17 protein-coding genes and 8 pseudogenes are annotated in these 25,517 nt (G+C 67.6%); 10 read left to right on the forward strand and 15 right to left on the reverse strand.

All coding sequences use genetic code 11. The features are described from left to right. Positions 1 to 240: 240 nt before the first annotated feature. From V4Y04_RS27970 to V4Y04_RS37830, 3 genes and pseudogenes are all read left to right on the forward strand, one after another. Positions 241 to 2,286 carry an APC family permease gene (locus V4Y04_RS27970; protein WP_332431116.1) on the forward strand — a complete coding sequence of 682 codons (2,046 nt, stop codon included), beginning with the start codon at positions 241 to 243 and terminating at the stop codon, positions 2,284 to 2,286. 66 nt (positions 2,287 to 2,352) lie between these two features. Further along, on the forward strand, positions 2,353 to 3,681 hold the full coding sequence (locus V4Y04_RS27975; RefSeq protein ID WP_332431117.1) for a class I SAM-dependent RNA methyltransferase: 1,329 nt from the start codon (positions 2,353 to 2,355) through the stop codon (positions 3,679 to 3,681). 233 nt (positions 3,682 to 3,914) lie between these two features. Further along, positions 3,915 to 4,892 (forward strand): annotated as a pseudogene (locus V4Y04_RS37830) (DUF4238 domain-containing protein). A gap of 23 nt (positions 4,893 to 4,915) precedes the next feature. On the opposite strand, the pseudogene V4Y04_RS27990 reads toward V4Y04_RS37830, so the two are convergent. The 7 genes and pseudogenes from V4Y04_RS27990 to V4Y04_RS28020 form a co-directional block, all read right to left on the reverse strand. Continuing rightward, positions 4,916 to 5,269, reverse strand: a pseudogene (locus tag V4Y04_RS27990) (transposase); the annotation flags it as partial. 80 nt (positions 5,270 to 5,349) lie between these two features. Continuing rightward, positions 5,350 to 5,772 (reverse strand): hypothetical protein, encoded by a 423-nt coding sequence (locus tag V4Y04_RS27995; protein ID WP_332431120.1) that lies wholly within the window; start codon positions 5,770 to 5,772, stop codon positions 5,350 to 5,352. After that, positions 5,769 to 6,599 carry an IS5 family transposase gene (locus V4Y04_RS28000; RefSeq protein ID WP_332431122.1) on the reverse strand — a complete coding sequence of 277 codons (831 nt, stop codon included), beginning with the start codon at positions 6,597 to 6,599 and terminating at the stop codon, positions 5,769 to 5,771. The genes V4Y04_RS27995 and V4Y04_RS28000 overlap by 4 nt, the downstream gene beginning before the upstream one ends. A 99-nt stretch (positions 6,600 to 6,698) precedes the next feature. Beyond that, positions 6,699 to 7,241 (reverse strand): annotated as a pseudogene (locus tag V4Y04_RS28005) (IS3 family transposase); the annotation flags it as partial. Between the two features lie 7 nt (positions 7,242 to 7,248). Next, on the reverse strand, positions 7,249 to 8,943 hold the full coding sequence (locus V4Y04_RS28010) for an ISAzo13 family transposase (RefSeq protein ID WP_443079942.1): 1,695 nt from the start codon (positions 8,941 to 8,943) through the stop codon (positions 7,249 to 7,251). An 82-nt stretch (positions 8,944 to 9,025) separates the two neighbouring features. Beyond that, a pseudogene (locus tag V4Y04_RS28015) lies at positions 9,026 to 9,340 on the reverse strand (transposase); the annotation flags it as partial. Between the two features lie 25 nt (positions 9,341 to 9,365). Beyond that, entirely contained in the window at positions 9,366 to 10,007 is a 642-nt protein-coding gene (locus V4Y04_RS28020) for an IS5 family transposase (protein WP_332431123.1), read from the reverse strand. A 363-nt stretch (positions 10,008 to 10,370) separates the two neighbouring features. On the opposite strand from V4Y04_RS28020, the gene V4Y04_RS28025 reads away from it, so the two are divergent. Beyond that, entirely contained in the window at positions 10,371 to 12,032 is a 1,662-nt protein-coding gene (locus tag V4Y04_RS28025; protein WP_332431124.1) for an IS1182 family transposase, read from the forward strand. Between the two features lie 707 nt (positions 12,033 to 12,739). Here the strand turns inward: V4Y04_RS28025 and V4Y04_RS28030 are convergent. After that, positions 12,740 to 13,566 (reverse strand): annotated as a pseudogene (locus V4Y04_RS28030) (HARBI1 family protein). 431 nt (positions 13,567 to 13,997) lie between these two features. Here V4Y04_RS28030 and V4Y04_RS28035 point away from each other — a divergent pair. Next, positions 13,998 to 14,828 carry a tachylectin-related carbohydrate-binding protein gene (locus V4Y04_RS28035; RefSeq protein WP_332431125.1) on the forward strand — a complete coding sequence of 277 codons (831 nt, stop codon included), beginning with the start codon at positions 13,998 to 14,000 and terminating at the stop codon, positions 14,826 to 14,828. A gap of 244 nt (positions 14,829 to 15,072) precedes the next feature. Here the strand turns inward: V4Y04_RS28035 and V4Y04_RS28040 are convergent, their stop codons facing one another. Then, on the reverse strand, positions 15,073 to 16,167 hold the full coding sequence (locus tag V4Y04_RS28040; protein ID WP_332431127.1) for a DUF1152 domain-containing protein: 1,095 nt from the start codon (positions 16,165 to 16,167) through the stop codon (positions 15,073 to 15,075). A gap of 85 nt (positions 16,168 to 16,252) precedes the next feature. Between V4Y04_RS28040 and V4Y04_RS28045 the strand changes: the two genes are divergently transcribed. Together V4Y04_RS28045 and V4Y04_RS28050 are read left to right on the forward strand one after the other, a co-directional pair. Next, positions 16,253 to 16,993 carry a GntR family transcriptional regulator gene (locus tag V4Y04_RS28045; protein ID WP_332431128.1) on the forward strand — a complete coding sequence of 247 codons (741 nt, stop codon included), beginning with the start codon at positions 16,253 to 16,255 and terminating at the stop codon, positions 16,991 to 16,993. Positions 16,994 to 17,271: 278 nt separating this feature from the next. Continuing rightward, positions 17,272 to 17,709: an ATP-binding protein gene (locus V4Y04_RS28050; RefSeq protein ID WP_332431129.1), complete on the forward strand. Its 438-nt coding sequence runs from the start codon at positions 17,272 to 17,274 to the stop codon at positions 17,707 to 17,709. Positions 17,710 to 17,754: 45 nt separating this feature from the next. Here V4Y04_RS28050 and V4Y04_RS28055 read toward each other — a convergent pair. The 5 genes from V4Y04_RS28055 to V4Y04_RS28075 form a co-directional block, all read right to left on the reverse strand. Further along, a protein-coding gene (locus tag V4Y04_RS28055) for an IS3 family transposase (RefSeq protein ID WP_332431130.1) occupies positions 17,755 to 18,956 on the reverse strand; the annotation gives its coding sequence in 2 pieces (ribosomal slippage) (positions 17,755 to 18,725 and positions 18,725 to 18,956; 1,203 coding nt in all). A 139-nt stretch (positions 18,957 to 19,095) separates the two neighbouring features. Beyond that, positions 19,096 to 20,877, reverse strand: a complete 1,782-nt coding sequence (locus V4Y04_RS28060; RefSeq protein WP_332431131.1) for a S8 family peptidase — start codon at positions 20,875 to 20,877, stop codon at positions 19,096 to 19,098. A gap of 2 nt (positions 20,878 to 20,879) precedes the next feature. Beyond that, the gene (locus V4Y04_RS28065; protein ID WP_332431132.1) at positions 20,880 to 21,131 is read right to left on the reverse strand and encodes a hypothetical protein; all 252 of its coding nucleotides are present in this window, start codon (positions 21,129 to 21,131) and stop codon (positions 20,880 to 20,882) included. A 56-nt stretch (positions 21,132 to 21,187) separates the two neighbouring features. Next, a complete protein-coding gene (locus tag V4Y04_RS28070; RefSeq protein WP_332431134.1) occupies positions 21,188 to 21,532 on the reverse strand; it encodes a hypothetical protein in 345 nt (114 codons plus the stop codon). A gap of 13 nt (positions 21,533 to 21,545) precedes the next feature. Next, a complete protein-coding gene (locus tag V4Y04_RS28075) occupies positions 21,546 to 22,382 on the reverse strand; it encodes a hypothetical protein (protein ID WP_332431135.1) in 837 nt (278 codons plus the stop codon). Between the two features lie 393 nt (positions 22,383 to 22,775). On the opposite strand from V4Y04_RS28075, the pseudogene V4Y04_RS28080 reads away from it, so the two are divergent. Beyond that, positions 22,776 to 23,297: pseudogene (locus V4Y04_RS28080) on the forward strand (IS3 family transposase); the annotation flags it as partial. A 7-nt stretch (positions 23,298 to 23,304) separates the two neighbouring features. Here V4Y04_RS28080 and V4Y04_RS28085 read toward each other — a convergent pair. Next, the gene (locus V4Y04_RS28085) at positions 23,305 to 24,654 is read right to left on the reverse strand and encodes an IS30 family transposase (RefSeq protein ID WP_332432693.1); all 1,350 of its coding nucleotides are present in this window, start codon (positions 24,652 to 24,654) and stop codon (positions 23,305 to 23,307) included. Between the two features lie 80 nt (positions 24,655 to 24,734). On the opposite strand from V4Y04_RS28085, the pseudogene V4Y04_RS28090 reads away from it, so the two are divergent. Together V4Y04_RS28090 and V4Y04_RS28095 are read left to right on the forward strand one after the other, a co-directional pair. Continuing rightward, positions 24,735 to 25,037 (forward strand): annotated as a pseudogene (locus tag V4Y04_RS28090) (integrase core domain-containing protein); the annotation flags it as partial. Between the two features lie 33 nt (positions 25,038 to 25,070). After that, positions 25,071 to 25,459 (forward strand): annotated as a pseudogene (locus V4Y04_RS28095) (ATP-binding protein); the annotation flags it as partial. Positions 25,460 to 25,517 lie beyond the last annotated feature (58 nt).

Here is a 25,517-nt window from a genome sequence, read left to right on the forward strand (position 1 = left end):
CCGGGCCGGCCGCCCCGGACGACGGACCGGGGCGGCCGGCCGTGACGGACAGCGGCCCAGTCATATAGGCATGAAACCGATGCGCAGCACAGAAACCGCAGCGCCGCCACCCGGGATTTCACCCGGAGAGCAGAGGCCGTACGCCCGCACCACGGCGGTGACGCGAGTGTCGTAGGGAAGCCGTATGGATCCGGGTGGCGGAGGGGTCGCCCCCTGTCCGAAGGCCTACGATCCACTGTTGTGTCCAAACTGACCGACGTGCCCAAACGCATTCTCATCGGGCGCGCGTTGCGCAGCGACCGGCTGGGCGAAACGCTTCTTCCCAAGCGCGTCGCACTCCCCGTCTTCGCATCCGACCCGCTGTCCTCCGTGGCGTACGCGCCCGGTGAGGTTCTGCTCGTCCTCTCCGTCGCGGGTCTGTCGGCCTACCACTTCAGCCCCTGGATCGCGGTCGCGATCGTCGTCCTGATGGTCACCGTGGTGGCCTCCTACCGCCAGAACGTGCATGCCTACCCCAGCGGCGGCGGCGCCTACGAGGTGGCGACCGTCAACCTCGGTGCCCGGGCGGGCCGGACGGTCGCCAGCGCCCTGCTCGTGGACTACGTCCTCACCGTGGCCGTGTCGATCTCCGCCGGCATCGAGAACCTGGGCTCGGCGATCCCGTTCGTCGTCGAGCACAAGGTGGCCTGCGCGATCGCCGTGATCGTGCTGCTGACGCTGATGAACCTGCGGGGCGTGCGGGAGTCGGGCACCCTCTTCGCGATCCCGACCTACGTGTTCGTCGCCGGTGTGTTCACCATGATCGCGTGGGGCACCTTCCGCTCGGTGGTGCTCGGCGACGAGATGCGGGCACCGACGGCGGACTACGAGATCAACCCCGAATACCCGGGCCTGACGGGCTTCGCCCTGGTCTTCCTCCTGCTGCGCGCCTTCTCCTCCGGCTGTGCCGCGCTCACCGGCGTCGAGGCGATCTCCAACGGCGTACCGGCCTTCCGCAAGCCCAAGTCCAAGAACGCGGCGACCACACTCGCGCTGATGGGCCTGCTCGCCGTCACCATGTTCTGCGGCATCATCGCGCTGGCCGCCGCGACCGACGTCCGCATGGCCGAGAAACCCGCCACGGACCTGTCCCACAACGGGGTACCGCTCGGCCCGGACTACGTGCAGCACCCGGTGATCTCGCAGGTCGCCGAGGCCGTGTTCGGCGAGGGCAGCCTGCTGTTCCTCGTCCTGGCCGCCGCCACCGCGCTGGTGCTGTTCCTCGCCGCCAACACCGCATACAACGGCTTCCCCCTGCTCGGCTCGATACTCGCCCAGGACCGCTACCTCCCGCGCCAGCTGCACACCCGCGGCGACCGGCTCGCCTTCTCCAACGGCATCGTGCTGCTCGCCGGTGCCGCCATTCTGCTGGTGTGGGCCTACGACGCCAGCACCACGCGCCTGATCCAGCTCTACATCGTCGGCGTCTTCGTGTCCTTCACCCTCAGCCAGATCGGCATGGTCCGGCACTGGAACCGCCTGCTGGCCACCGAGAAACAGCAGGCCGCACGCCGTCACATGATCCGCTCCCGGGCCATCAACGCCTTCGGCGCCTTCTTCACCGGCCTGGTCCTGGTCGTCGTGCTCGTCTCCAAGTTCACCCACGGCGCCTGGGTCGCGCTGCTCGGCATGTGCGTCTTCTACGTGCTGATGACAATGATCCGCAGGCACTACGACCGCGTCGCCGAGGAGGTCGCCGCCCCCGAGGGGCCCAGCGCCGACATGGTGCGCCCCTCCCGCGTCCACTCGATCGTCCTGGTCTCCAGGATCCACCGCCCCACGCTGCGCGTCCTCGCCTACGCCAAGCTGATGCGCTCCGACAGCCTCGAGGCGCTCAGTGTCAACGTCGACGCCGCGGAGACCCGGGCCCTGCACACGGAATGGGAGCGGCGCGGCATCGAGGTGCCCCTGAAGGTCCTGGACTCCCCGTACCGCGAGGTCACCCGGCCGGTCATCGAGTACGTCAAGAACCTGCGCAAGGAGTCCCCGCGGGACGTGGTGTCCGTGTTCATCCCCGAGTACGTGGTCGGCCGCTGGTACGAGCAGCTGCTGCACAACCAGAGCGCGCTGCGGCTGAAGGCCCGGCTGCTGTTCACACCGGGCGTGATGGTGACCTCGGTGCCGTACCAGCTGCAGTCCTCCGAGGCGGCCAGGCAGCGCGCCCGCAAGCGGCAGAACTGGGCGGCGCCGGGCTCGGTGCGGCGCGGTCCGGCGGAGCGGTCGAAGGACTCCTCCCCGCACACGTAGACTGGACGGCTGTTGTCGCGGGCCATCGCCCGCACCTTCGCCCCCAAGTTGTGGAGTCACCCCGCCATGCAGGCAGAACCGAGGAAATCACTGGTGGGGGAGGAGTACGAGGTCGAGATCGGCCCCGTCGCCCACGGCGGCCACTGCATCGCCCGTACGTCCGAGGGCCAGGTGCTGTTCGTCCGGCACGCGCTGCCCGGCGAGCGGGTCGTCGCGCGGGTGACCGAGGGCGAGGAGGGCGCCCGCTTCCTGCGCGCGGACGCGGTGACGGTGCTGGACGCCTCCAAGGACCGGATCGACGCCCCCTGCCCGTACGCCGGGCCCGGCCGCTGCGGCGGCTGCGACTGGCAGCACGCCAAGCCGGGAGCGCAGCGCCGGCTCAAGGGCGAGGTCGTCGCCGAGCAGCTCCAGCGGCTCGCCGGGCTCACGCCCGAGGAGGCCGGCTGGGACGGCACCGTCGTGCCCGCCGAGGGCGACAAGCTCCCCGCCGGCCAGGTCCCGGCGTGGCGCACGCGCGTGCAGTACGCGGTGACCGCCGACGGCCGCGCGGGCCTGCGCCGGCACCGCTCGCACGAGGTCGAGCCGATCGACCACTGCATGATCGCCGCGGAGGGCGTCAGCGAACTCGGCATCGAGAAGCGGGACTGGACCGGCATGGACTCCGTCGAGGCGATCGCCGCGACCGGCTCCCAGGACCGCCAGGTCGTCCTGACCCCGAAGCCGGGCGCGCGCCTCCCGCTGGTCGAACTCGACCGCCCGGTCTCCGTCCTGCGCATCGACGAACGCACCGGCCAGGTCCACCGCGTCCACGGCCGCCCCTTCGTCCGCGAACGCGCCGACGGCCGCACCCACCGGGTCGCCAACGGCGGCTTCTGGCAGGTCCACCCGCAGTCGGCGGACACCCTGGTCACCGCGGTCATGCAGGGCCTGCTGCCCCGCAAGGGCGACATGGCCCTCGACCTGTACTGCGGCGCCGGCCTGTTCGCGGGCGCCCTCGCCGACCGGGTCGGCGACACGGGAGCCGTCCTCGGCATCGAGTCCGGCAAGCGCGCCGTCGAGGACGCCCGGCACAACCTCGCCGACTTCCCCCGCGTCCGCATCGAACAGGGCAAGGTCGACTCCGTCCTGCCCCGCACGGGCATCACCGAGGTCGACATCGTCGTCCTGGACCCGCCTCGCGCGGGCGCCGGCCGCAAGACGGTCGAGCACCTGTCGTCGCTGGGCGCGCGGAAGATCGCCTACGTGGCCTGCGACCCGGCCGCGCTGGCCCGCGACCTGGCGTACTTCCGGGACGGGGGGTACCGGGTGCGAACCCTGCGGGCGTTCGACCTGTTCCCGATGACGCACCATGTGGAGTGCGTGGCGATCCTTGAGCCGGTCAAGAAGGACGCCTGACCTGCGGTTTTGTCAGTGTGCATTATGTGCGGTGTGGGCGTTACGGGCGATATCTTGACGCTGAAATGACGCTCGTGACGCTCATTTGACGCTCGTTCTGATGGGGTGTCAAGTGTGTTGTTGGGCTGGTCAGGGCATCTGAAGGGGCTGGGGTGGCAGAGGTCTTGTCTGCAGGAACGCTGACTCCATGAAAAGGCCATGACGATGTGAGGGGGTGCCCGTAAAGTCATGACATGGGCAAGTTCTTCAAAAGGCCGAAGCTGAAGCGCCGCCACCACACCGTGCCGCGTCTGCTTCTGCGACGCTTCGCCGATGGCGAGCAGATCATCCGCGTGCCTCTTGACGGGGGCGAGCGCCGTTCGGTCGGGATCGCCGACGTCACCGTCCGCCGCGACTTTTATTCGATGCTGGATCAGGAAGGCCAGCTCGACGACACTGTGGAGGATCTGCTCGCCGAGCTTGAGGACAAGGCGGCGAAGGTCATCCGCAAGGTCATCAACGGGGCGTGGCCCCTGCCGATCGACGAGCGGGCGGTCCTCGCCGAGTGGATCGCGGCACAACACGCGCGGATCCCTGCTGCCCGTGCGAGAAACAACGAGATCGCCGATCATCTTGGCAAGGTCCTGATTGCCATGGGTGGCAAGCCCGAGATCCGCAAGCGCCTCGAAGGGAACGCCGCAGAGCCCGTCCCGGACGAGAAGGTCGAGGCGCTCTGAGAAGAGCTAACGGACTTCGAGGGCTACTACGCCGAGATGTCAGTCAACGACCACATGGCGGCGATGGGCGAGTCCATGAAGACGGCGTACGAGGTGTTCATGGCGCGCTCCTGGGGTCTGATCAAGTTCGAGCGCCGCACGCTGCTCATCCCAGATCATCCGGTGACGCTGGTGCGCGAGGAGAACATGCCGAGGTTTTTGGGCGTCGGCATCGGCAACGCAGCTGCGATCCTGATGCCCATCGATCGCCGGGCGGCCATCATCATGGCGTCGCCGGGACACGATGACTTCGATGTGCGAACCCATACCAAGCTGGCCAAGGAGCTGAACCAGTGCTTCGCATGCAACGCGCGCAGGGAACTGTTCCACCACCCCGACGACACCCCTTTGCAGGGAGTTGAACTGCCGCCAGCGCGGGACCGCGAGATGCAGGTCAGTCAGCCGCCACAGCGGTACCTGATGCCCGACGGGCCCTCCGACGCCTTCGGGGCTTGACCCTGGATCGTGGACACCGTTTGCTATGCGGCAGTGGCCAGCGTAATCGATCGTTGTTCGTAGGCGATCGGGCTGATCTGGCCGAGTGCGGAGTGTCTCCTTCTCGTGTTGTAGCGAGTGACCCACCGGAACACCGCAAGGCGGGCCTCACGCGCTCCTGACCAGCGTTTCCTTCTCTGCAGGGTCTCCCGTTTCAGGCTTGCGTTGAAGGATTCGGCGGCGGCGTTGTCCGCCGACGTTCCGACGGCTCCGCGTGATCTGGTGACGCCGAGTTCACGGCACACGTTCGCGAACTCCTTCGATGCGTACTGGGCGCCGTTGTCGCTGTGGAATATCGCCCCGTCAAGGGTTCCGCCGCGGGTACGGGCTGCGGATCTGAGAGTGCGGGATGTGAGCTGATGTCCGTTTCGGGGTTGGGTCTGGGTGAGGAGCCCTGGTCGGCGGGGCGAGTGGACGGTCAGGGACGGGGCTGAGCGAACAGGCCGGGCTCGGGTTCGGTGAGAATGCCCCGTGTGACCAGGCGTTTCAGCTTGGACCGGATGCCTTCGGTGTTCTTCGGGACGATGGGCAGGTCGAGGGCCTGGCAGAGGTCGCGGGCTCGCAGCGGCTTTCCGGTGTCGGCGAAGGCGGTGAGGATCTGCTGGTAGGCCGGGTGGTCCGGGACGTCGGGTCGGGCCGGTTCGTCGGCGGGGGCCGGTGCGGGGATGTCGAGGAGGGTCTTGCGGGTGATGCGCAAGTTCTCGCTCTCCGCGTCGAGTTCGCCCAGCCGGGCGGTGAGGTCCTCAATGCGGGAGCGAATCTCTCCAGCCTGCTCGCCGAGTTCGGCCTCACGGGCCTCGACGTACTCCAGGACGGCCCTGACCTGCGGGTTGTCGCTCACGCTGTCCTCCGGGAGGCGAGGGTGGATCCGGTGAGGCGGCGGGCCATGACGGAGGTCATCGCCCAGAACACCCGGGAGCGGGAGCTGGCGGGCCGGTGCTCGTAGTCGCGCACGAGACGGCGGTAGAACATCAAGATCCCGTTGGTCTGCTCGATGATCCACCGCTTGGCCTGCGGGACGAAGCCGGTGTCGGCCGGGTTGCGCTCGACTATCTCCACGTCGATGCCGTACCGCTTGCCGTGATCGACCACGGTCTTCTTGAACCCCTGGTCGACCAGGGCTTTTTCGACCCTGTCGGTCTGTGCGGCCACGCCGTCCAGCAAGGCGGTGCCCGCGGCGTTGTCGTGCGCGGACGCCGGCAGCACGACGGCCTCGACGACCAGGCCCAAAGTGTCCACGGCCAGGCATCTCTTCCTGCCCGGCACCCGTTTCGCGGCATCCCTGCCGGTCGTGGTGGCCGGCACCCCGACGGAGACGTGGATGCTCTGGGTGTCCATGACGATCAGGCTCGGGTCGGCTAATCGCTTCTTCTTCTCCCGCAGATGCCACCGCAGCAGGTCGTGCACGGTCTGGTCGGTGCCGTCGTCGCGCCAGAGGTAGAAGTAGTACTTCACCGCGCCGGGCGGAGGCATGTCGTGGGGCAGGAACTCCCACTGGCAGCCGGTGCGGTTCTGGTACAGGATCGCGTTCACGATCTCCCGCATCGCGTATTTGCCCTGGTGACCGCTGACCGAGGGGTGCTGGGCCTTCCATGCCGTGATCACCGGCTCGGCCAACGCCCACTGCTCGTCGGTGAGATCACTCGGATACGGCTTGCGCATGTCCATGCCGCAACCCAAGCGAACCTCGAACGTCCGACCGGCAGCGATGCCCCAACGTCACACCATCGAGCGATGACAAGCCGGACGGAAGGTCACATCCCGCACTCTGAGGGCGTCGGTGATCAGCCCGGTGCGCATGTGGTCGGCGATCGACCAGCCCGCCAGCCGTTTCGAGCACAGGTCCAACACCGTTGCCAGGTAGAGGAATTGGCCGTCGCCGATGGGCAGGTAGGTGATGTCTCCGACGTACTTGGTGTTCGGCTCACTCGCGGTGAAGTCACGCCGCAGCAGATCGGGCACCGGCGTCGCGGACGGCTCGGGGACGGTGGTTCGGACCTTCTTGCGCAGGTGCACGCCCTGCAGGCCGATCCGGGCCATCACACGCGCGACCCGTTTGTGGTTCACCTCGATCCCGGCGTCCCACAACTCGGCCGTGATCCGCGGGACGCCGTAGGTACCGTCGGACTCCTTGTGGATCTCCCGTATCCGCCGGGCCGGGCGGGCATCGGACCGCGCCCGCTCGATGCGGGCCGGGGCGCCCTTCAGCCACCGGTAGAACCCGGACCGGGAGACCTCCAGGACCCGGCACAGCCGCTTGACGCCGAAGGCGCCGCGATGATCATCAACGAACTGGAAACGGCTCAGGAGCCGTAATTTAACTACTGCCGGAGTTGATCTCGTTGTCGTGGTGCTCGATCACGCGCTTCAAGGCTTCGAGCGTGCGGGGAGGGCGGGTCCGGCGGAAGACGAGGACTCTGGCGAGTTCGGGCCCGGCGAAGGCCAGCATCGGCTTGGACCTCCCGGCGTGGTAACTCAGCACGTTGCGCTTGCGGCCCATCAGCTCGGCCGCGAGGGTCAGGGTGACGGTGTTGCGGCTGCGGAGCACGGCGACCAGGACGCGGTGGCGGTGATCGAGGGTGCCGAAGCCGGGGTTGCGGCCGCGGCCGTCCCTGCCTGCGCTCTGGCGTTCGACTTCGGTCAGGACCTGTTGGCATGGTTCGAGCTGGAGCACGAGCTGTTCGAACTGTTCTCGGGGCATGCCCGTGAGTGCGGGGTGGGTGAGGAGGAAGGTGGCCTCGGTCGGGACCGGAGGTCCCGACTCGTCGCGTGGATCTTCCGGAAGCTGCTGGTCGGGGTCCTGCGGGGCGATGGTGTAGTTCCACTCGCCGTGGAACTCGTCCCGTTTGACCCGCCGCTCGGCGCTCTTGCGTTCAGCTCGGGTGAGCACGCGGCCGGTGGGGTAAGCATTCTCGTCCAGTGCGGCATGAACGGTCAGTCCGGTGCTGGTGCGGGTGGCTGAGATGGTCTCCAGCAGCACTTCGTAGCTGGTCAGAGGCTGCCCGCGCAGGCTGTGGGTGATCCGGGAGAACAGCCGGTGTTCCACTTTGTTCCATTTTGAAGTACCTGGCGGGAAGTGCATGACGGTGATGCTCAGTCCGCACTCGTCTGCGAAGTCGGCCAGGCCCATCTTGAACAGGCGGGAGTCGGCCGAGTTGGCCCCTCCGGAATCGGCGGTGACCAGCAAGCGGTCCACGCTGGGGTAGTCGAGGCGCCCTTGGATCTTCCACCAGCGGCGCAGGGACTCCACCGCGAAGGCGGCGGTGTTTCGGTCGGTGCCCACGTTTACCCAGCCGCTGTCGCGCCCCAGGTCGTAGATGCCGTACGGAATGGCGACCGGGGTGTCGGGGCCGACGAAGTCGTGGTCCGGGGCGGTGATCGGCTGGCCTTTGGGGCGGTAGGTGCGGCCGGGCCGGGCGAAGTCGCCGATCGGTTCCTTCTGTTTCGTGTCCACGCTCACCACCGGCAGGCCCCCCGCCAGGAAGCGTTCGGCGGCGGTGTTGATGTGACGGAACTGGGCGTCTCGGTCGGGCACCTGACTGCCGGCTTGAGTCTTGGCCATGCCCTGCAGGCTGAAGCCCATCGCACGCAGTAGGCTGCCGACCACTGGGGCGCTGACCGGATGACCGGCATCGGTCAACTCCCGGGACAAGTCCCGCAGCGAGGCAGTGGTCCAGCGCAGCGGGGACACCGGATCACCCACCTCACGCGGCTCGATCAACAACTCGAGAGCCGCCACCAGACCGGGATCGCGCTCGGCGGCAGACTTGCGCCCGCCGCCGGGTCTGCGCACCCGCCCCAACGCCTGTGTTCCGCCCGCGAGTTCCTCACGCCCTCGTGCGACGGTCGACTCCGAGACCTCCGCCAGCCTGGCCACGGCCGCGATCCCTCCATGCCCCAGCGCCTCGGCCTCGGAAGCCAGATACAGACGGCGCTGCCGCTCGTCCAGATGCGGCAGCACCGCCGCGAACTTCGTATCCAGTACCGCCAGGACTTCATCCGGAATCGCCACAACAGCTCAACTACCACACAGAACCGAGATATTGACCCGAATCCGGCAGTAGTTAAATTACGGCTCCTCACCAGCGCGTCTCGCCGGCGAAATACTTCGCTGCCCTCCGCAGGATCTCCCGCTCGGTCTCCAGCTCCCTGATCCGGGCCCTGAGCTGCTTGTTCTCTTCCTTCAGCACATCGTCGGAGGGTACATCGACGGCCTGCTCGACCCGCGGCAAGCGACTCGTGCCCGCCGCGCGGCCCTGCCGGGCCCGCTCGACCCGCACCCAGTTCCGCAGCGTTTCCCGGCTGACTCCGAGGTCCTTGCTGACACCCTCGAACGTATTCTTCGGGTCCGACAGGTACAGCGCGACAGCGTCCGCCTTGAACTCCGCCGAGTACACCTTCATCACCATCAGTGACATCTCTTCCTCTGGACCCTCAAGGTCCAGTGTCCAAGGTGTCCACGATCCGGGGTGAAGCCCCGCTGCCGGTGTAGCCGCCGTCGGCCCACACCAGCTCCAGCCGGTGGTGGGCGTCGGCCACCCGCGCCAGCAGTTCCTTCGCGGCGGTGCGGTCCCCGGTATCCGCGGCGGTGACCATCACGCCCAGCAGCAGGCCGAGGGTGTCGACCACGACGTGCCGTTTGCGCCCGTTGACCAGTTTGCCGCCGTCGAAGCCGCGGCTGTCGGTGCCGACCACGGCGTCCGCCTTGATGGACTGGGAGTCGATCACTCCGGCCGTCGGCTCCGCGTCCCGGCCCAGCTTCTCGCGGACCTTCGCGCGCAGCCGGTCGTGGAACTCCTGGACCAGGGCGTGGTCGCGCCAGCGGCGGAAGAACGCGTACACCCGGTCCCACGGCGGGAAGTCGGCGGGCATCGCCCGCCACTTGATCCCGTTGTCGACGAGGTAGCGGACCGCATCGAGCACCTGCCGGTGGCAGTACCCCTCGGGCCGGCCGCCCCGCCCCTGGAGCCAGGCCGGCACCGGCAGCAGCGGCCGGACGGCCGTCCACTCCGCGTCCGTCATGTCGGTCGGGTACCGGCGCTGCCGCTCGGGCCGGTCGGCCGCGTTGCCGTACACGTGCGCGAGGCAATCACACGATGGAGCAGCCGGGTTGGACTGCCCGCCCATCGACACGGAAGACTGCGGCACCGGGGCCTCCTGTTGCTCTATGGATTCGACACCCACGAGCTGTTCAGGAGGCCCCGCCTTCATGCCCTCACCCCGGCAGGATCACCCGACCGGGAACCCGCGTTCGACCACCACCGCTCAAGATCGAAAAGACAACAGCTTCTCAGCTTGACTCTGTCGGGGATCTTGGAGTTTCGCGGTGCGGCAGCGTGGTCAACGGGCATGCTCGGGTAGTTCCGGTTACCGATGCAGCTGTCGAGGTGCCCGTTGTCCCTCCGTCCCCGTTCCGGTGAGCAAGTCCCGCCTCTGACCGTGCAGATCGCGCGGGCGAGCAACCCGGACGGCACGACGGCAATATGGGTGCGGGACCGCCTCGACGGGCTGTGGCGCGACGAGGACTTCGCCGACTGGTACCCGCGTGACGGGCGTCCGGGCCTCTCGCCCGCTCAACTGGCCACTGTCTGCGTGCTGCAGTTCCTGCTCGGCCTGTCGGACCGGCAGGCTGCCGAGGCGGTGCGCTGCCGCATCGACTTCAAGTACGCGATGGCCATGGAGCTGGACGACTCCGGCTTCCACCACAGCGTGCTGGCCGACTTCCGCGACCGCCTCACCGAAGGCGACCGAGCTGACCACCTCCTCGACCTCGTACTTGCCCGTCTCAAGGAGTCCGGCCTGGTGCGCGAGCGCACCACACAGCGCACCGACTCCACCCACGTCCTGGCCGCGGTGCGCGACCTGACCCGCCTGGAACTGATCACCGAGGCGGTACGCGCCGCACTGGAAGAAGTCGCCGGCACCTCTCCTCACCTGCTGGACGAACTGGTCGACGAGGACTGGGCACGCCGCTACGGCCGACCGGTCCGCCTGGGCAAGAACCCCACCAAGCCCCAGACCAGGATCCTCGCCACCGGAAACGACGCCGTCCGGCTCCTGGAACACCTCTACCAGCACGGTTCAGACCGCACATCCGGCCCCCGTGTCCAGGCCCTGCGCCAGATCATGGTGCAGAACTACCACCGCGACACCGCAGGCCGCCTGCGCTGGCGCACCGCCGAGACGGAAGGCGGGCCCGGACTGCCGCCCTCATCCCAGGCGATCGTCTCTCCCTACGACACCTCGGCCCGCTACGCACGCCACGGACACATCATCAGCTGGAAGGGGTTCTCCGCTCACCTGACCGAGACCTGCGCCCCCGACGGCCCCAACGTGATCACGGACGTGGCCACCACTGCGGCCACCACGCACGACAGTAAAGTCTTGCCCGGCATCCACACCCGCCTGCACCGCCGCGGCCTGCTGCCCGCCGAGCACTTGGTCGACAGCGGCTACACCTCCCTGGTCCACCTGGACCAGGCCACCCGACAACATCAGGTCACCGTCACCGGACCGCTGCCCGGCAACCCCACCCGCCAGCACCGCCGAGGCGAGGGCTTCGGCCGGGACGACTTCCACATCGACTACGACCGCCGGCAAGTCACCTGCCCCCAGGGCCAGGTCAGCCAGGGCTGGCACGGCCCCTACCCGACCTCCTCACCCACCGCGGCCCCGCTGATCGTGGCGAAGTTCGCCAAGAGCCAGTGCCACCCTTGCCCCGTCCGCGCCCGGTGCACCAGCTCGCGCGACGGCTCACGGAACGTCGGCTTTCCGCCGCGCAAGCTCCGTGACCTCCAAGTCCGCGTCCGGGACGAGCAGCAGACGCCTGAATGGAAGACCCGCTACGCGGTCCGCTCCGGAGTAGAGGGCACGGTCAACGAGTTCGCCCACGGTCACGGCATGCGCCGCTGCCGCTACCGCGGCCAAGAGAAAGCCCACGTCCAGCACGTCCTGACTGCCATCGCCGTCAACATCGAGCGCCTCAGCAGACTGCCACCGACCACGCAAGCGCCCCCGTCCCGCCAGCCGACCGCCTTCCAAAACTACCTCGACCAGCACAAAATCCCCCGGCCGAAGTCCTGGCGAAAACTCGGCAGTTAACCCCGGAAGTTCCAAGATCCCCGACAGAGTCAAGAGTAGGGTCGGGGGCTGGAAACGGAGCGGAAGCCACCGCGCCAGTCCCCGACCCTACTCAGGTGCCGGTGAGGGATGCTGTGCATGCGGGGTGCCTCGCTGCACCCTCACCGGCCTCAGCCGCGCTGCCGTCGTGTGTCGTCGACCAGAATCAGCCGCGGCGGTCGGCCCGTGGCGGCGGCTTCGGAGCCCTCAGCTTGGGAAGCTCGGGTTTTCCGGCGGTAGTTGCTGCGCTGACCTGCGGCGGATCGGCGTTGGAGCTCTGGTCGCTCCGGTGGCCGGTCCCCGTTGTTCCCCGTGGTTCACCGCAGGATCTGGCACGCCAATGGTATGACCCGTTCGCTCTGCCGCTCTCAGGGCTGAGGCTCGGGTTCGGGTGTCTGAGCCTCAGCCCACGAAAGTCAGCCACGATGATGGGTGCGTCGACGAATCAGGCGCGCGTGTGTCTCGCTGCACCCCCACCGGGTCTCAGCCACGCTGCTTGATGTCGTCCGTCAGGGCAAGCGGCGCCGGCGGAACCGTTGAGGGGGAAGGCATTGAGCAAATGACGTAGTTGTCCGCCACTGTTCGTCTGGGTCATCGTTGAATTAAAAGGCAACATTGCCACTGGTAAATCATTGCTGATTCTATCAATGAGTCTTTGCCAGTAACGGATCATGACGTTGCGTGATCGTTCAGATGGTGCGGTCGTACTCGAGCTGGAGCAGGACGAGGGCTGCAGCGGCGATCTGCGTGATCCGGCTGGGGTCGGGCTGACCCTGCGCAGGGCCTTGAAGGTGGTCTTGAGCAGGGAGTTGGCGCGCTCGCAGACGCCGTGGATGTCGCGGATGACCTTGTTGTAGGTCTGCTGGGTCTCGGTCGGCTTGCCGCCCGCGGGCTTCTTGTGCGGGTGGCGGAAGCCGTCGCCGGCGTTCTCGTAGCCGAGGTCGACCAGGGGCGGCATGTCCAGTTCGGCGGCGATGCGGCCCAGAGCGTCGATCAGGCCGTGGCGGCGGGCGCAGGTGGTGTCGTGCTCGCGGCCCGGCCGGACCGGTGAGACCCAGATCGGCCAGCCGTCCGGGGTGGCGATGACCTGCACATTTCCTCCGTGGTGCTTGTGCTTCCCGGACCACCACAGGTCCGCGCCGTTGGGGCCGGGGGCGGCGACGCGGTCGGTGCGGATGACGGTGCCGTCGAGGTTGAGATGCGTCAGCCCGGCCGCCTTCGCGCGCTCCAGCGCGGTCGCGAGGTCCGGTGCCCCGGCGGACAGCACGGTCAGTCCTTCGTGGAGGTAGCAATAGGCGGTGGAGGTCGACAGTCCGTTGTCGCAGGCGAGTTGGGACAGGCGGGTGCCGTCGATGAACCAGCGCAGGATGAGCACCGCCTGCTTGAAGCACCCCGGTGCACGCCGTCCCTTGCGGGTCCTGGCCGCGATCCGGTGGCCGTGCAGCAGTCGGGCCAGGTGCTCGGCGGTGGACCGCTTCACATCGAGCACGGCGGTGTATGTGACACTGGTCGGCACGTAAGGCCCCTCGGTCGGATCTTTCTGTCGCAAGATCGTTCCTACCAGGGGCCTTATGCCTGCCCGGACTTGGGGATGCCATGGGCCGCAGTGCCGGCATTGCGATCACAGCGAGCAACCACCGCTTACCGGGAAGGGCTCAATGCTCGCCGATGTGCTGATTGGTCCACCAGCGAGTAGCCTTAGGAATGCAGGTGCTAATTGCCGCCGCACCCAGCTGCCATCCACCCCTGTGAAAGTGACTTTCCTGGGTAGGATTGTGGTATACGACATGGCGGGCGAAAGTCGAGTGTAGCAGTTGGCTAGCGCCGTACCGCCATTGAATCGTAAACGCGATTTCCCGCAGGTTCAGGTATTTCATGGGCTCACTCGATTGGATGCAATATATCCATGCGAAGCCTGCCCTGGAATCATGTGGTAAGGAGAGCGTCATGGGCTTTACTCAACTCGCTTCGGGTGACATCGGAATTATCTATGGCATACATAACGATGGGCGTCTGCTGTTCTACAAGGACGAGTCGCGTGACGGAAGCAACGCAGCCGACGGGTCGACTGGATGGTCTCGCAACACCGGCCACCAAATCGGCCAGCACTTCGAAGGTGCCAGGCTGCTCACCGGCAGTGGCGACGGAACCCTGTACGTGGTGCACCAGGACGGGCGTCTGCTGTTCTACAAGGACGAGTCGCGTGACGGAAGCAACGCAGCCGACGGGTCGACTGGATGGTCTCGCAACACCGGCCACCAAATCGGCCAGCACTTCGAAGGTGCCAGGCTGCTCACCGGCAGTGGCGACGGAACCCTGTACGTGGTGCACCAGGACGGGCGTCTGCTGTTCTACAAGGACGAGTCGCGTGACGGAAGCAACGCAGCCGACGGGTCGACTGGATGGTCTCGCAACACCGGCCACCAAATCGGCCAGCACTTCGAAGGTGCCAGGCTGCTCACCGGCAGTGGCGACGGAACCCTGTACGTGGTGCACCAGGACGGGCGTCTGCTGTTCTACAAGGACGAGTCGCGTGACGGAAGCAACGCAGCCGACGGGTCGACTGGATGGTCTCGCAACACCGGCCACCAAATCGGCCAGCACTTCGAAGCGATCAAGCAAATCGTTGGCGGCGGAGACGGAGTTCTCTACGCCGTGCACCAGGACGGGCGCCTGCTGTTCTTCAAGGACGATTTCCGCGACGGGAGTAACGCACCCGACGGCTCAACAGGATGGTCGAAGGGCTCAGGAAACCAGGTTGGACAAGGTTGGGCTTAACATGGCCTTCGAGGTCGGGGCCTCCCGCCCCGGCTTCGACTGTGCCTTCGAACTGCCATTTCAACCGATGGCCTCTGTCGCGATGTAACCCCTCGATGGCATCAGGCGGCTGATTGTTGAGAGCGCGGCCCGGACGCCGGCCGGGCAGGAGCGGGGCGGAGACAGGAGTGCAGGCCTGGCCGGGGGCCGGGCCGCGCGCGGGGAGCGGAGCGAGCCGCCTTGAACCCGTAAATAAGGTTGTAACTCAGTCGTCGGATGTGATGCGCCACAAGGGAGCTGCGTACTGCTCCGGACGGTTGCTGATGAGCAGTTGGCGTAGGGCGTCCCTGTAAGAGCCACTGAGGTTCAGGGCCTCGGTGATGTGGCGGAACGTCGTGTGGGTGACTCCGCGGGTTCGGGCCTCGCTCTGGAACTGGTCGAGCCGAGACAGCGCGTCGTCGGGGTCCAGCTCCGTCGGTGGCCGCTCAGTGAGCCAGGATGCCTTGTTGCGTTCGTAGTCGATTTCCGAGAAGCCGCAGATCTCGCGGCTGTATGCCTCGGCCTGATCCAGGGTGGCGGTCGTCATGATGGCGCGGGCCAGGCTGTTGCGGCTCACCGCGTCGTCCAGGTCGACCTCGTGGACCGTGGGTCCTTCGTCGGTGAGGGAGACGGGAAGGCCGGCGTCGCGCACCTCGCAGATGCCGCGGGCTCCTCGGGCTGTTGCGGCGAGCATGGCGGTGGCCTCCGAGGGGTGCCACTCCAGGATGCTGCCGATCGCCTCCACGTCCTCGGCCGTGAAGGTATGGACGAGGGTGCCGAGCAGGGGGCGCAGATCGTCGGGAGGGATTTCGCCGTCCAGCCCGGGGCCTGCGACCAGGAGCCGGATCGGGGCGTTGACCTGGCAGCAGGCGGCGAGGGTGAGGGCGTCGGCGAGTGGGCTTTTGAGGGTGGGTTCGTCGCCCTGGGCGAGGATGTCGCCGCCGACGTCGAGCAGATCGATCGATGCCGGTGCGAGGTGGGACACCAGCTCTTCGAGTTGGCGGGTGATGCCCTCGACGCCGTGGTGAGGGTCGAGCAGGGCCAGCGTGTGCGGGAGCTCTGCCGCGAGGCGGGGGAGTGTGGAGCCCGCCGGGGCGATCGGTTGGGCCTCGGCCGGCACCGACCAGACGGACTGAGTGATGGGCTCGAGCCCTGTGAAGCTGTCGGCTCCTCGCGGTCCCGGGAGCGGGTCGATCAGGAGGCGGTCCCATGCGTACGTGAGGATCACCGCCTGGTCCTCGGCGCCGTAGAAGGCGGCGTGAAGCATGGAGGCGGCGACTGCGTCGCCCCCTCCTCCTGCTGCGACGATCAACCGCGTCATGCGTTCAGAGTACGGGTTCACGGGTTGGCCACTCACCCTATAGTGGCCAAAGGTCATAGCCACTTGGACGAGGAAGGGAGGGGAGATGCCTCAGATCGAAGAGGCTCAGCCGAAGTATCTCCAGATCGCCCACTACATCCGCGACCAGATCCTCCGGGGCGACCTGCGACCGGGGGACGAGGTCCCCTCGGAACGGCAGCTCGCCGCGGACTGGAAGGTGTCCCGACCCACGGCCGCGCGATCGCTGGAGGCGCTGAGCCATCAGGGCCTGGTCGAGAAGCGCCAAGGCTCAGGAACGTACGTGCGCAGCCTCGAAGTAAACCGGCGTGCACGCGAGTTGTACGGGCGCGCCCGGCAGACCGGGAAGATTTACACGCCCGGGGAGTACGCGGTGATCACTTCGGCCGGGTGGCTGGAGGCTCCGGAACATGTCGCCGAGGCCCTGGGTCTGGTGAAGGACCGCCGAGCCGTGCACCGCCGGCGCGTGACCAACAACCAGGACGGCCCGATCAACCTGTCCACCTCGTGGTTCGCTGCGGACATCGGCCAGCGCGCGCCCAAGCTCACGGACCCCGAGCGGATCCAGGAGGGGACGCTCATGTACGTCGAGCGGATGACTGGACGTCAAGGCAGTTATGCCGAGGACCGTATGTGTGCTCGGGCCGCCACGGACGAGGAGGCGGCCGACCTGCGGTTGGAGCCGGGATCCGCAGTTCTCATCGTCCATCACGTCGTCTTCGACCTCCAGGACCGCCCTCTGGAGTTCGCCGAAGCCACCTATCCGCCGCACCGCTGGGCGTTCGAGCAGGGCTACCCGCTCACCTGACGACTCGCCAGTTGCGGCGAACCGCTTGCATCCTTGAAGTGGCTAATGCCACTATCCACGAAGTGGCTAAGGCCACTCGGAGGGGAAGGGGGCACGACGTGACGAGTCGGCGGCCGGTGCAGGACGCGCGGTTAGCTTGCCGGGGGTGTCGGGGGCGCGGTTGGAAGCGCGTCGGTTCCCGGACGGCGCTGGCGCTCTCCACGGCCAACGACCGCAGCCGTGCCACGTCGAAGCGGCGCTGTCTCGACTGCGACGGCAGCGGCAAGGAGTGAGCACGCATGGCCTACACGATCGACCGTCACCCCTGCGAGGACTCACCTCGGCTCGGAGCGATGACCTTGCATCCGGAGCCCGAGTCCGTACCCCGCGCCCGGCGCTGGTTCCGGAAGTTCATCGCTCCCTACAACCCGGCCTGCTCGGTCGACGACTGCACACTGATGATCTCGGAGCTGGTGACCAACGCCATCCGCTACGGGAGGTCGGATGACCCCTGGCTGGTGCGGGTCGAGTGGTACCGCGAGGAAACCTCGCTCCGCGTCGACGTGCACAACCCGGGATTCCCGGCGAACGTACGGCTGCGGCACCCGGACGCCAACGAAGCTCACGGGCGGGGACTGCTCCTGGTCGATTCCATCGCCGACTCCTGGCACTCCGGGCCCAGCTGCCTCGGCGGAACGGTCGTCTCCTTCGTGGTCGCTGATGCCTGGCCGGCGTGATGGGATAGCCCACCTCTGTGAACCGCCCCGGGTTCGGTAGAGATCTCAGTTTGTGGTGATGACCTGTGGTTTTGCGGCTGTGAGGTAGTAAGCGGCCTCGTATTCGACGGGTGGGACGTGGCCGATCTCACCGTGGAGTCGGCGGTGGCAGTACCAGTCGACCCACTCGGCGGTGGCGAGTTCGACCTGGGAGAGCGTTGTCCAGGGGCGGCCGGGCTTGACCAGCTCGGTCTTGAACAGGCCGATCGTGCTTTCCATCAGGGCGTTGTCATAGGCGTCACCGACCGAGCCGATCGATGCCGCAATGCCGGCCCGGTCGAGATGCTCCGCGAGCGCGAACGATGTGTATTGCGACCCCGCGTCGCTGTGATGTATCAACTCGCCCTGCTGGTGCGGGAATCCGTCCCGGCCGCGTTGCCATAGAGCCATTTCCAGGGCGTCCAGGACGAGCCGGGTCTCCTTGGTGGTGGAGGCGGACCAGCCGACGATCCTGCGGGAGAAGGTGTCCACGACGAACGCGACGTAGACGACGCCGCTCCAGGTCGCGACGTGGGTGAAGTCGGCGACCCAGCACCTGTTGGGGGCTGTGGCGACGAAGTCGCGGTCGAGCAGGTCCGGGGCCCGCTCGGCGGCCGGATCGGTGATCGTCGTGACCACCTTCTTACCGCGGACGGCGCCGGTGATGCCGAGCTCGCGCATGAGCCGCTCGACGGTGCAGCGTGCTACGGCATGACCTTGCCGGTTCAGCTCCCGCCAGATCTTCCGGGCCCCGTACACGCGGTAGTTGGACGCGTAGACCTCTTGGATCCGCTCCATGAGTTCCTCGTCGCGCACGGAACGGGCGGAGGGCGTCTTGAGGCGCTTCTTGTGGGCGTAGTAGGTGGACAGGGCGATCTTGCAGTCGTGTTCGGTGAGGGTTCTGCAGATCGGCTCGACGCCGCCGAAGCGGTCCCGGTGCTCGTCGATGAAGGCTACGAGCGTGTGTGTGGCCGGTCGAGCTCGGCCGCGAAGAAACTGGCCGCGGCCTTCAGGATCTCGTTGGCCCGCTTCAGCTCGGCGTTCTCCTTCTTCAGCGCCTTGAGCTGGGCGGATTCCTCCGTCGTCGTCCCCGGACGCGTCCCGGTGTCGATCTCGTGCTGCTTCACCCAGTTCCGCAGCGTCTCCCGTGAGCCGATGCCCAGCTTCTCGGTCACCGCCTGCAAAGCGGCCGTCTCATTCGAGTAGTCGCCCCGTACCTCAGCGACCATGCGCACCGCACGTCGGCGCAGCTCAAGCGGGTAAGAGGAAGGTCATGCCATGACTCGGATCCTTACACGTGTTCGAGTCTCCACCAAACCCGGGGCGGTTCACCTTTCGCCCGCGCTGATCTCGGCGCAGCGTTGCCGTTCACGGGGTGGGAAGCAGCCCTGCGGCTCTCAGCAGTTGACGCAGTTGTTCAAGGGGGTCCGCGGTCGCTCCTGGAACTGTCGGGAGCAGGCCGGCCATGCGCATGGCTTCGCGCAACTGGGCGAGTTCCGGCGTGGCAGCAGTGGTCTCCGGTGAAGTCACCAGGCCGAGTGCCCGCATGGCGTCGGGCAGGCCGGCTCCGGTGCGACCGGGGTCGCCGAAGTCCAGCGGCGTACAGGAGGCGCGGATGAGTTGGAACAGGCGGTTGACGCGGTTGGCGTCTCGCCTGCTGTAGCCGTCGCGGAAGTCGGGGTGGTGGGCGAGTACCAGTGCGGCCAGGCCGGCGACGTGCGGGGTGGCCATGGAGGTGCCGTCCATCGCCTCGTAGTTACGGGCCGGGACCGTCGACACAATCGCCACCCCTGGAGCGCACACATCGACCTCGGGGCCGTGGGAGGTGAAGACAGCGGAGAAGTAGCCTTGCGCGTCCGGTTGACCCCAGACCTGTGTGGCGTGGTAGGTGTCGGGCGGAAACTGGCCGAGCCTGCCGATCGCGGCGACGGTGAGGACGGACGGAAGCTGTCCAGGGAAAGACACTGGGCCACTGGAGTTGCCCGCGGCCACGATGCAGGCGATCCCGGCCTGGCGGGCCTGCTCGATCTTCTGGGCGACGAAGGCGGAGGGTTGGTCGCCGCCGAGACTGAGGTTGACGACATCGATCTCGTTCTGGATGCAGTAGTCGAGGGCTTTGATGATCTCGCTGTACTGGCCGCCAGGAAAGATCCGGCAGGCGTGCAGCTCGGCTTCGACGGCGATGCCGAGCACCCCGATCCCGTTGTCGGCGGCGCCGATCACACCGGCGCAGTGCGTCCCGTGGCCGACGACATCCACCGACCACTGCGTGGCGTCGTCACCGACAAGGTTGATGCCCGCGGTGACACGATCGTGCAGCTCGGGGTGGGACGTCGCAGTCCCGGAGTCGATGATAGCGATCTTGATGCCCTGCCCGCGGTAGGTGGGCGGGATGCGGTCCAGCCCCATCGCCGACAAGCCCCAGCCGCAGACCTGGCGCTGGGGAAACCCGGGGAAGGTCTCGCTCAGGGGGTGCAGGACGATCACGTTGTCGGAGTCGGTGGAGAGCTTGGGACGGGCGATCCAGCGTTCCCAGTAGTCGCCGGCGGGTTTGACATAGACACCGTTCACGGTGGCCGGATCATGCATGGTCAGTGTCACCACCGCCCGCCCGTCCGGACCGGTGGTCGCCCGAAAGGTCCCCTCGCCGCTCAGCACGATGATCATGGCATCTGCGAGCGTGCCGCCATCACTGGCCGAGACCACGAAGGGCACCTGGGTCGGCGAGGCCGCGGCCAACTGCACACCGGGGTTGGAGCGGCGACGCACAGGATCTCCGGCGTACGGCTGCGTGGCCGCCTGCGTGTCGGCCACCGGATACGGAGAGGCCACTCGGAGGTGATGGTTCGGTTCGATGTGCAGCTGGGGGTCCCGGTCCATGGCCGCTGCACGGTGCGACGGCATTTCCACGACAGCCACCTCGGGGAACTGAGGCGTGCCCTCCAGGGAAGGATGCTCGGCCGGAACGATGCAGTCGTGCACGTTCACTTCTGGATCCTGCTGCAACTGGTCGAACAGGACGCCGCTTTCCACGGGCGTGAACCCGGCAGGCAGCAGACGTTCCGGGAGCGGAGCGACCAGGTACTGCTTCGGCCGGTTGCGGAGCCCTAGGGTTTGGCCGCAGTGGGCATCGTGTGGTGTGTCGGACATGCCTAGGTTCCTCCGTCATCTGTTTGCGGACTTCCGCCGCCGGTGTCGTAGTGCTCAAGTGGTTGGTCGGGCTCGATGACGATCTGGTCGGGGTACTGGGCGCGCAGTCGGTCGGCGCGCTCGGGTGGCATCGAGACGGCGAGGACGGAGGGCCGGGCGGGTGTTCCGCTGACCGTGCTGACGGTGATGCCCTCCTCCGCGCCGAGTTCCGCCGCGACGCGTGAGAGGAGTTCGGTGTCCGTTCCGCCCACCATGTACCGCGCGATCCGGGATCGGGGCTGGCCCGATCCCGGATCGCGGTTGCCGGGAGTCACCACGGCGGGAGCACGGGGGCCACGGCTGCGGCGAGAGCGATGCCTTGGCTGACACCGTTCATCACCGCATAGCACTCGGCGTAGTCACCGGTCCGGTAGAGCTGGACCGCTCGTGTCACCAGCGGGACGAGGCCGTTCATCTCAAGCATCTGCGGGACGACTCGCTCGAGCCACGCGTGCGCCCGCACGAGCAGCGCAGCGCACTGGGTGCGACTGACCTCACCCGGTGAGCTCGGCATGCCGACCCCGCCTCCCCATGGAGAGGACGTCGCTGCCTGACCGAACCTGTTGCCGTGTCCGGTGTCGGCGGCGCTGCTGGACCAGGCGCCAAGATCCGTCATTCTGACGTCCTGTTCAGTACTGTCGGCCGTACTGGCCGGCCATGCCGGGCTGCTGTCCGCCGGGGGAGGCGTTGAACATGCCGGCGATCTCGGAGATCGTCTTGATCACCTGGCCGACCTGCTGGACCGTCTGGGCCGCCTGCTGCGGCGAGCCGAGGCCGAGGTCGTCCCAGATGTCCTGCGGGCGAGTCTGCTGTTGGCCGTCCTGGCCGGCCATGCCGGATTGCTGTCCGCCGGGGGAGGCGCTCGCCAGTGCGAGCACGATGGGCAGGTAGGGGGCGACTTGCTTGGCCACGCGCAGGACATCCGGTGCGGCTGAGCTGACCGCCTGGCCGGCCGATCCGAATGCCGAGCCGATGGCGTCCCAGATGTCCTGCGGGCGGGTCTGCTGTTGGCCGTCCTGGCCGGCCATGCCGGATTGCTGTCCGCCGGGGGAGGCGCTCGCCAGTGCGAGCACGATGGGCAGGTAGGGGGCGACTTGCTTGGCCACGCGCAGGACATCCGGTGCGGCTGAGCTGACCGCCTGGCCGGCCGATCCGAATGCCGAGCCGATGGCGTCCCAGATGTCCTGCGGGCGGGTCTGCTGTTGGCCGTCCTGGCCGGCCATGCCGGGCTGCTGTCCGCCGGGGGAGGCGTTGAACATGCCGGCGATCTCGGAGATCGTCTTGATCACCTGGCCGACCTGCTGGACCGTCTGGGCCGCCTGCTGCGGCGAGCCGAGGCCGAGGTCGTCCCAGATGTCCTGCGGGCGGGCCTGCTGCCCCATCGTGGACGGCCCGTACGACTGCGCCTGCCCGTGTGTTCCCTGGCCGATGGTGCTGGCAGACTGGAACGGGGAATTGACCGACAAGGGTTCCTCCTCGGATGACGGCCGGTGCTCGGCGTGGTTGCCTCTGTGGGCACCGACCACGGAGCAAACATGAGCAAAGCGGACATTACGGCCGTCGTGTGACGCCGGCAAGTTGAGGCACCTGCTCGGAGAACAGCCGGAGTTGCCGTTGCGCACTCCGACCCGCTGCACCCCTTCTCCGACATCAGGCGGCTGTTTGCTGTGCGCGCGGCATGGGCGCCGGCCGGGCTGGAGCGGAGTGAGCCGCCTTGATCAGGTAAGAAGCTGTTGTCTTTCCGAGTGTGATCGCCGGGTTTCCGCTGGTCAAGCTGAGAAGCTGTTGTCTTTTCGATCTTGAGCGGTGGTGGTCGAACGCGGGTTCCCGGTCGGGTGATCCTGCCGGGGTGAGGGCATGGGTTCTACCGGTGGCTGAAGGGCGCCCCGGCCCGCATCGAGCGGGCGCGGTCCGATGCCCGCCCGGCCCGGCGGATACGGGAGATCCACAAGGAGTCCGACGGTACCTACGGCGTCCCGCGGATCACGGCCGAGTTGTGGGACGCCGGGATCGAGGTGAACCACAAACGGGTCGCGCGTGTGATGGCCCGGATCGGCCTGCAGGGCGTGCACCTGCGCAAGAAGGTCCGAACCACCGTCCCCGAGCCGTCCGCGACGCCGGTGCCCGATCTGCTGCGGCGTGACTTCACCGCGAGTGAGCCGAACACCAAGTACGTCGGAGACATCACCTACCTGCCCATCGGCGACGGCCAATTCCTCTACCTGGCAACGGTGTTGGACCTGTGCTCGAAACGGCTGGCGGGCTGGTCGATCGCCGACCACATGCGCACCGGGCTGATCACCGACGCCCTCAGATCCGCAGCCCGTACCCGCGGCGGAACCCTTGACGGGGCGATATTCCACAGCGACAACGGCGCCCAGCCCGGACTCAACCGGTCGTTGCAACACCGGCTTCCTGAATCGATAGTAGATGCCCGTTGAGGGCTTCGGCGGGTGTCTTCCAACCGAGGGTCTTGCGGGGCCTGCTGTTGAGTGCGAGAGCAACAGCCTGGAGATCTTCGGGATCCCATCGCGACAGGTCGGTGCCCTTGGGAAAGTACTGTCGCAGCAGCCCGTTGGTGTTCTCGTTCGTGCCTCGCTGCCAGGGGCTGTGCGGGTCGGCGAAGTAGACCTGCAACCCTGTGCCGAAGCGGAGTTGGGCATGCTGAGCCAGCTCCTTGCCACGGTCCCAGGTCAATGAGCGACGCAGCTGCTCGGGCAGCGTGGTAATCGTGGCGGCGATCGCGTCCCTGACGGCCTCGGCGCCCAGGCCTGCCAGCGCCGGCCCGTTCTTCACCCGCGGCTCGATACCGAAGCCTTCCATCCGGGGCAGATGCAGAAGCATCGTGAACCGCGTCGTGCGTTCCACCAGCGTGCCGATCGCGGACTTGCCGGTGCCGATGATCAAGTCTCCCTCCCAGTGCCCTGGGACCGCACGGTCTTCAGCTTCGGCCGGCCGCTGACTGATCATCACCTCGGGCGTGACGTGCCCGCCCGCCCGCCGTCGGGAGCGGGAGCGGGGAACCCGCAGCGCACGGCCGGTGCGCAGGCAGGCGACCAGCTCGCGCTTGAGCGCCCCGCGTCCCTGGACGTAGAGGGCCTGGTAGATCGCCTCGTGCGAGATACGCATGGACTCATCATCGGGGAAGTCCGCCTTGAGCCGGTGGGCGATCTGCTCCGGACTCCACGCCGTCGCCCACCGCCGGTCCTGACGCCGGGGCTTGTTGCGTCCTTTCCACCGCGGCGTCTGCGGCCCGGCCACCGGCGTCCCGTCCGGACGCCGGACCTCTCCGGCGAGCCGGTCCTGCACATACTCACGCAGCCGCTCATTGGCCACCAGCTTCGGCGTCTTGGGACGCCGCGCCATCAGCTCCGCCTTCCACTGCGCGATCGAGGCCCGGTAGGTGAGCTGTCCGCCGCGGGTGGCCGCGTTGCGCCGCAGTTCCCGCGAGACGGTCGACGGATCCCTGCCCAGCCGGCGTGCGATCTCGCGCACGCCCACGTCCTGGGCGTTGAGCAGCGCGATCTCCTCGCGTTCCGCGAAGGACAGGTACCGGCCTGATGGCGGGCTGAGCTGGATCGACGGCATGCCGCCACGCTCACGGAACCACCGGGATCCCACTACCGGGGATACGCCGCACGTGACGGCAGCGTCCTCGCTGGCCATCCCCTCGGCGATCTTCACCCAGAACGCCCGCTCCACTTCCCGACGGATCGGAGGCCGCCCCGGCGAACGCATCGCCGGACGCCCCGTCACCGCCGTCGCCCAGCCCTCTGGTCTTCCCACGCGACACCTCCGTGATCAAGGTGTTGCGACGATCAATTGAATCCGCCCAGTACGCATCGAAGGAGTTCGCGAACGTGTGCCGTGAACTCGGCGTCACCAGATCACGCGGAGCCGTCGGAACGTCGGCGGACAACGCCGCCGCCGAATCCTTCAACGCAAGCCTGAAACGGGAGACCCTGCAGAGAAGGAAACGCTGGTCAGGAGCGCGTGAGGCCCGCCTTGCGGTGTTCCGGTGGGTCACTCGCTACAACACGAGAAGGAGACACTCCGCACTCGGCCAGATCAGCCCGATCGCCTACGAACAACGATCGATTACGCTGACCACTGCCGCATAGCAAACGGTGTCCACGATCCAGGGTCAAGCCCCCCGCACCTTCACCCGCCGCTACGCACACGCGCTCCTCCCCGGTGGCCTGCCCGGCCCGGTCGGCACCACCGAGGTGGCCGACCCGGCGGCCCGCACCAAGCACGAGGTCGACGTCATCGCCCTGGCCCTGGGCGAGCGCCCGCAGGCCCCCCCCCGCGCTCGGATCGCCCTGATCGGCGAGGCCAAGGCCACCGCCGCTCGCCGCGGAACCGGCGATCTGCAACGCCTGGAGCATATCCGCAGTCTGCTCACCGACCAGGGCTACCACGCGACGGGCGCCACGCCGGCCCCGTTCTCCCTCCACGGCTTCCATCCGATCTCGTTGACGCAGCGGCGCGCCGCGATGATCTCCTGTTGGTCAACCTGCCGGGTCTCTACGGGATCGGGTAGGCCGAGCAACTTACTCGCCCCGGCCCTCCGGCGAGCACGTTCGAAGATCGTGAATGTC

The organism is Streptomyces sp. P9-A2 (assembly GCF_036634175.1).
In the GTDB taxonomy this organism is placed as follows: Bacteria; Actinomycetota; Actinomycetes; order Streptomycetales; family Streptomycetaceae; genus Streptomyces; species Streptomyces pratens.

Coding starts and splice junctions, on each gene's coding strand:
- V4Y04_RS28050 (WP_332431129.1), top strand. CDS start 17,272: ATGGCCTACACGATCGACCGTCACCCCTGCGAGGACTCACCTCGGCTC.
- V4Y04_RS28000 (WP_332431122.1), bottom strand. CDS start 6,599: ATGGACATGCGCAAGCCGTATCCGAGTGATCTCACCGACGAGCAGTGG.
- V4Y04_RS28035 (WP_332431125.1), top strand. CDS start 13,998: ATGGGCTTTACTCAACTCGCTTCGGGTGACATCGGAATTATCTATGGC.
- V4Y04_RS28065 (WP_332431132.1), bottom strand. CDS start 21,131: ATGGTGGGCGGAACGGACACCGAACTCCTCTCACGCGTCGCGGCGGAA.
- V4Y04_RS28070 (WP_332431134.1), bottom strand. CDS start 21,532: ATGACGGATCTTGGCGCCTGGTCCAGCAGCGCCGCCGACACCGGACAC.
- V4Y04_RS28060 (WP_332431131.1), bottom strand. CDS start 20,877: ATGTCCGACACACCACACGATGCCCACTGCGGCCAAACCCTAGGGCTC.
- V4Y04_RS28085 (WP_332432693.1), bottom strand. CDS start 24,654: ATGCGTTCGCCGGGGCGGCCTCCGATCCGTCGGGAAGTGGAGCGGGCG.
- V4Y04_RS27975 (WP_332431117.1), top strand. CDS start 2,353: ATGCAGGCAGAACCGAGGAAATCACTGGTGGGGGAGGAGTACGAGGTC.
- V4Y04_RS28045 (WP_332431128.1), top strand. CDS start 16,253: ATGCCTCAGATCGAAGAGGCTCAGCCGAAGTATCTCCAGATCGCCCAC.
- V4Y04_RS28040 (WP_332431127.1), bottom strand. CDS start 16,167: ATGACGCGGTTGATCGTCGCAGCAGGAGGAGGGGGCGACGCAGTCGCC.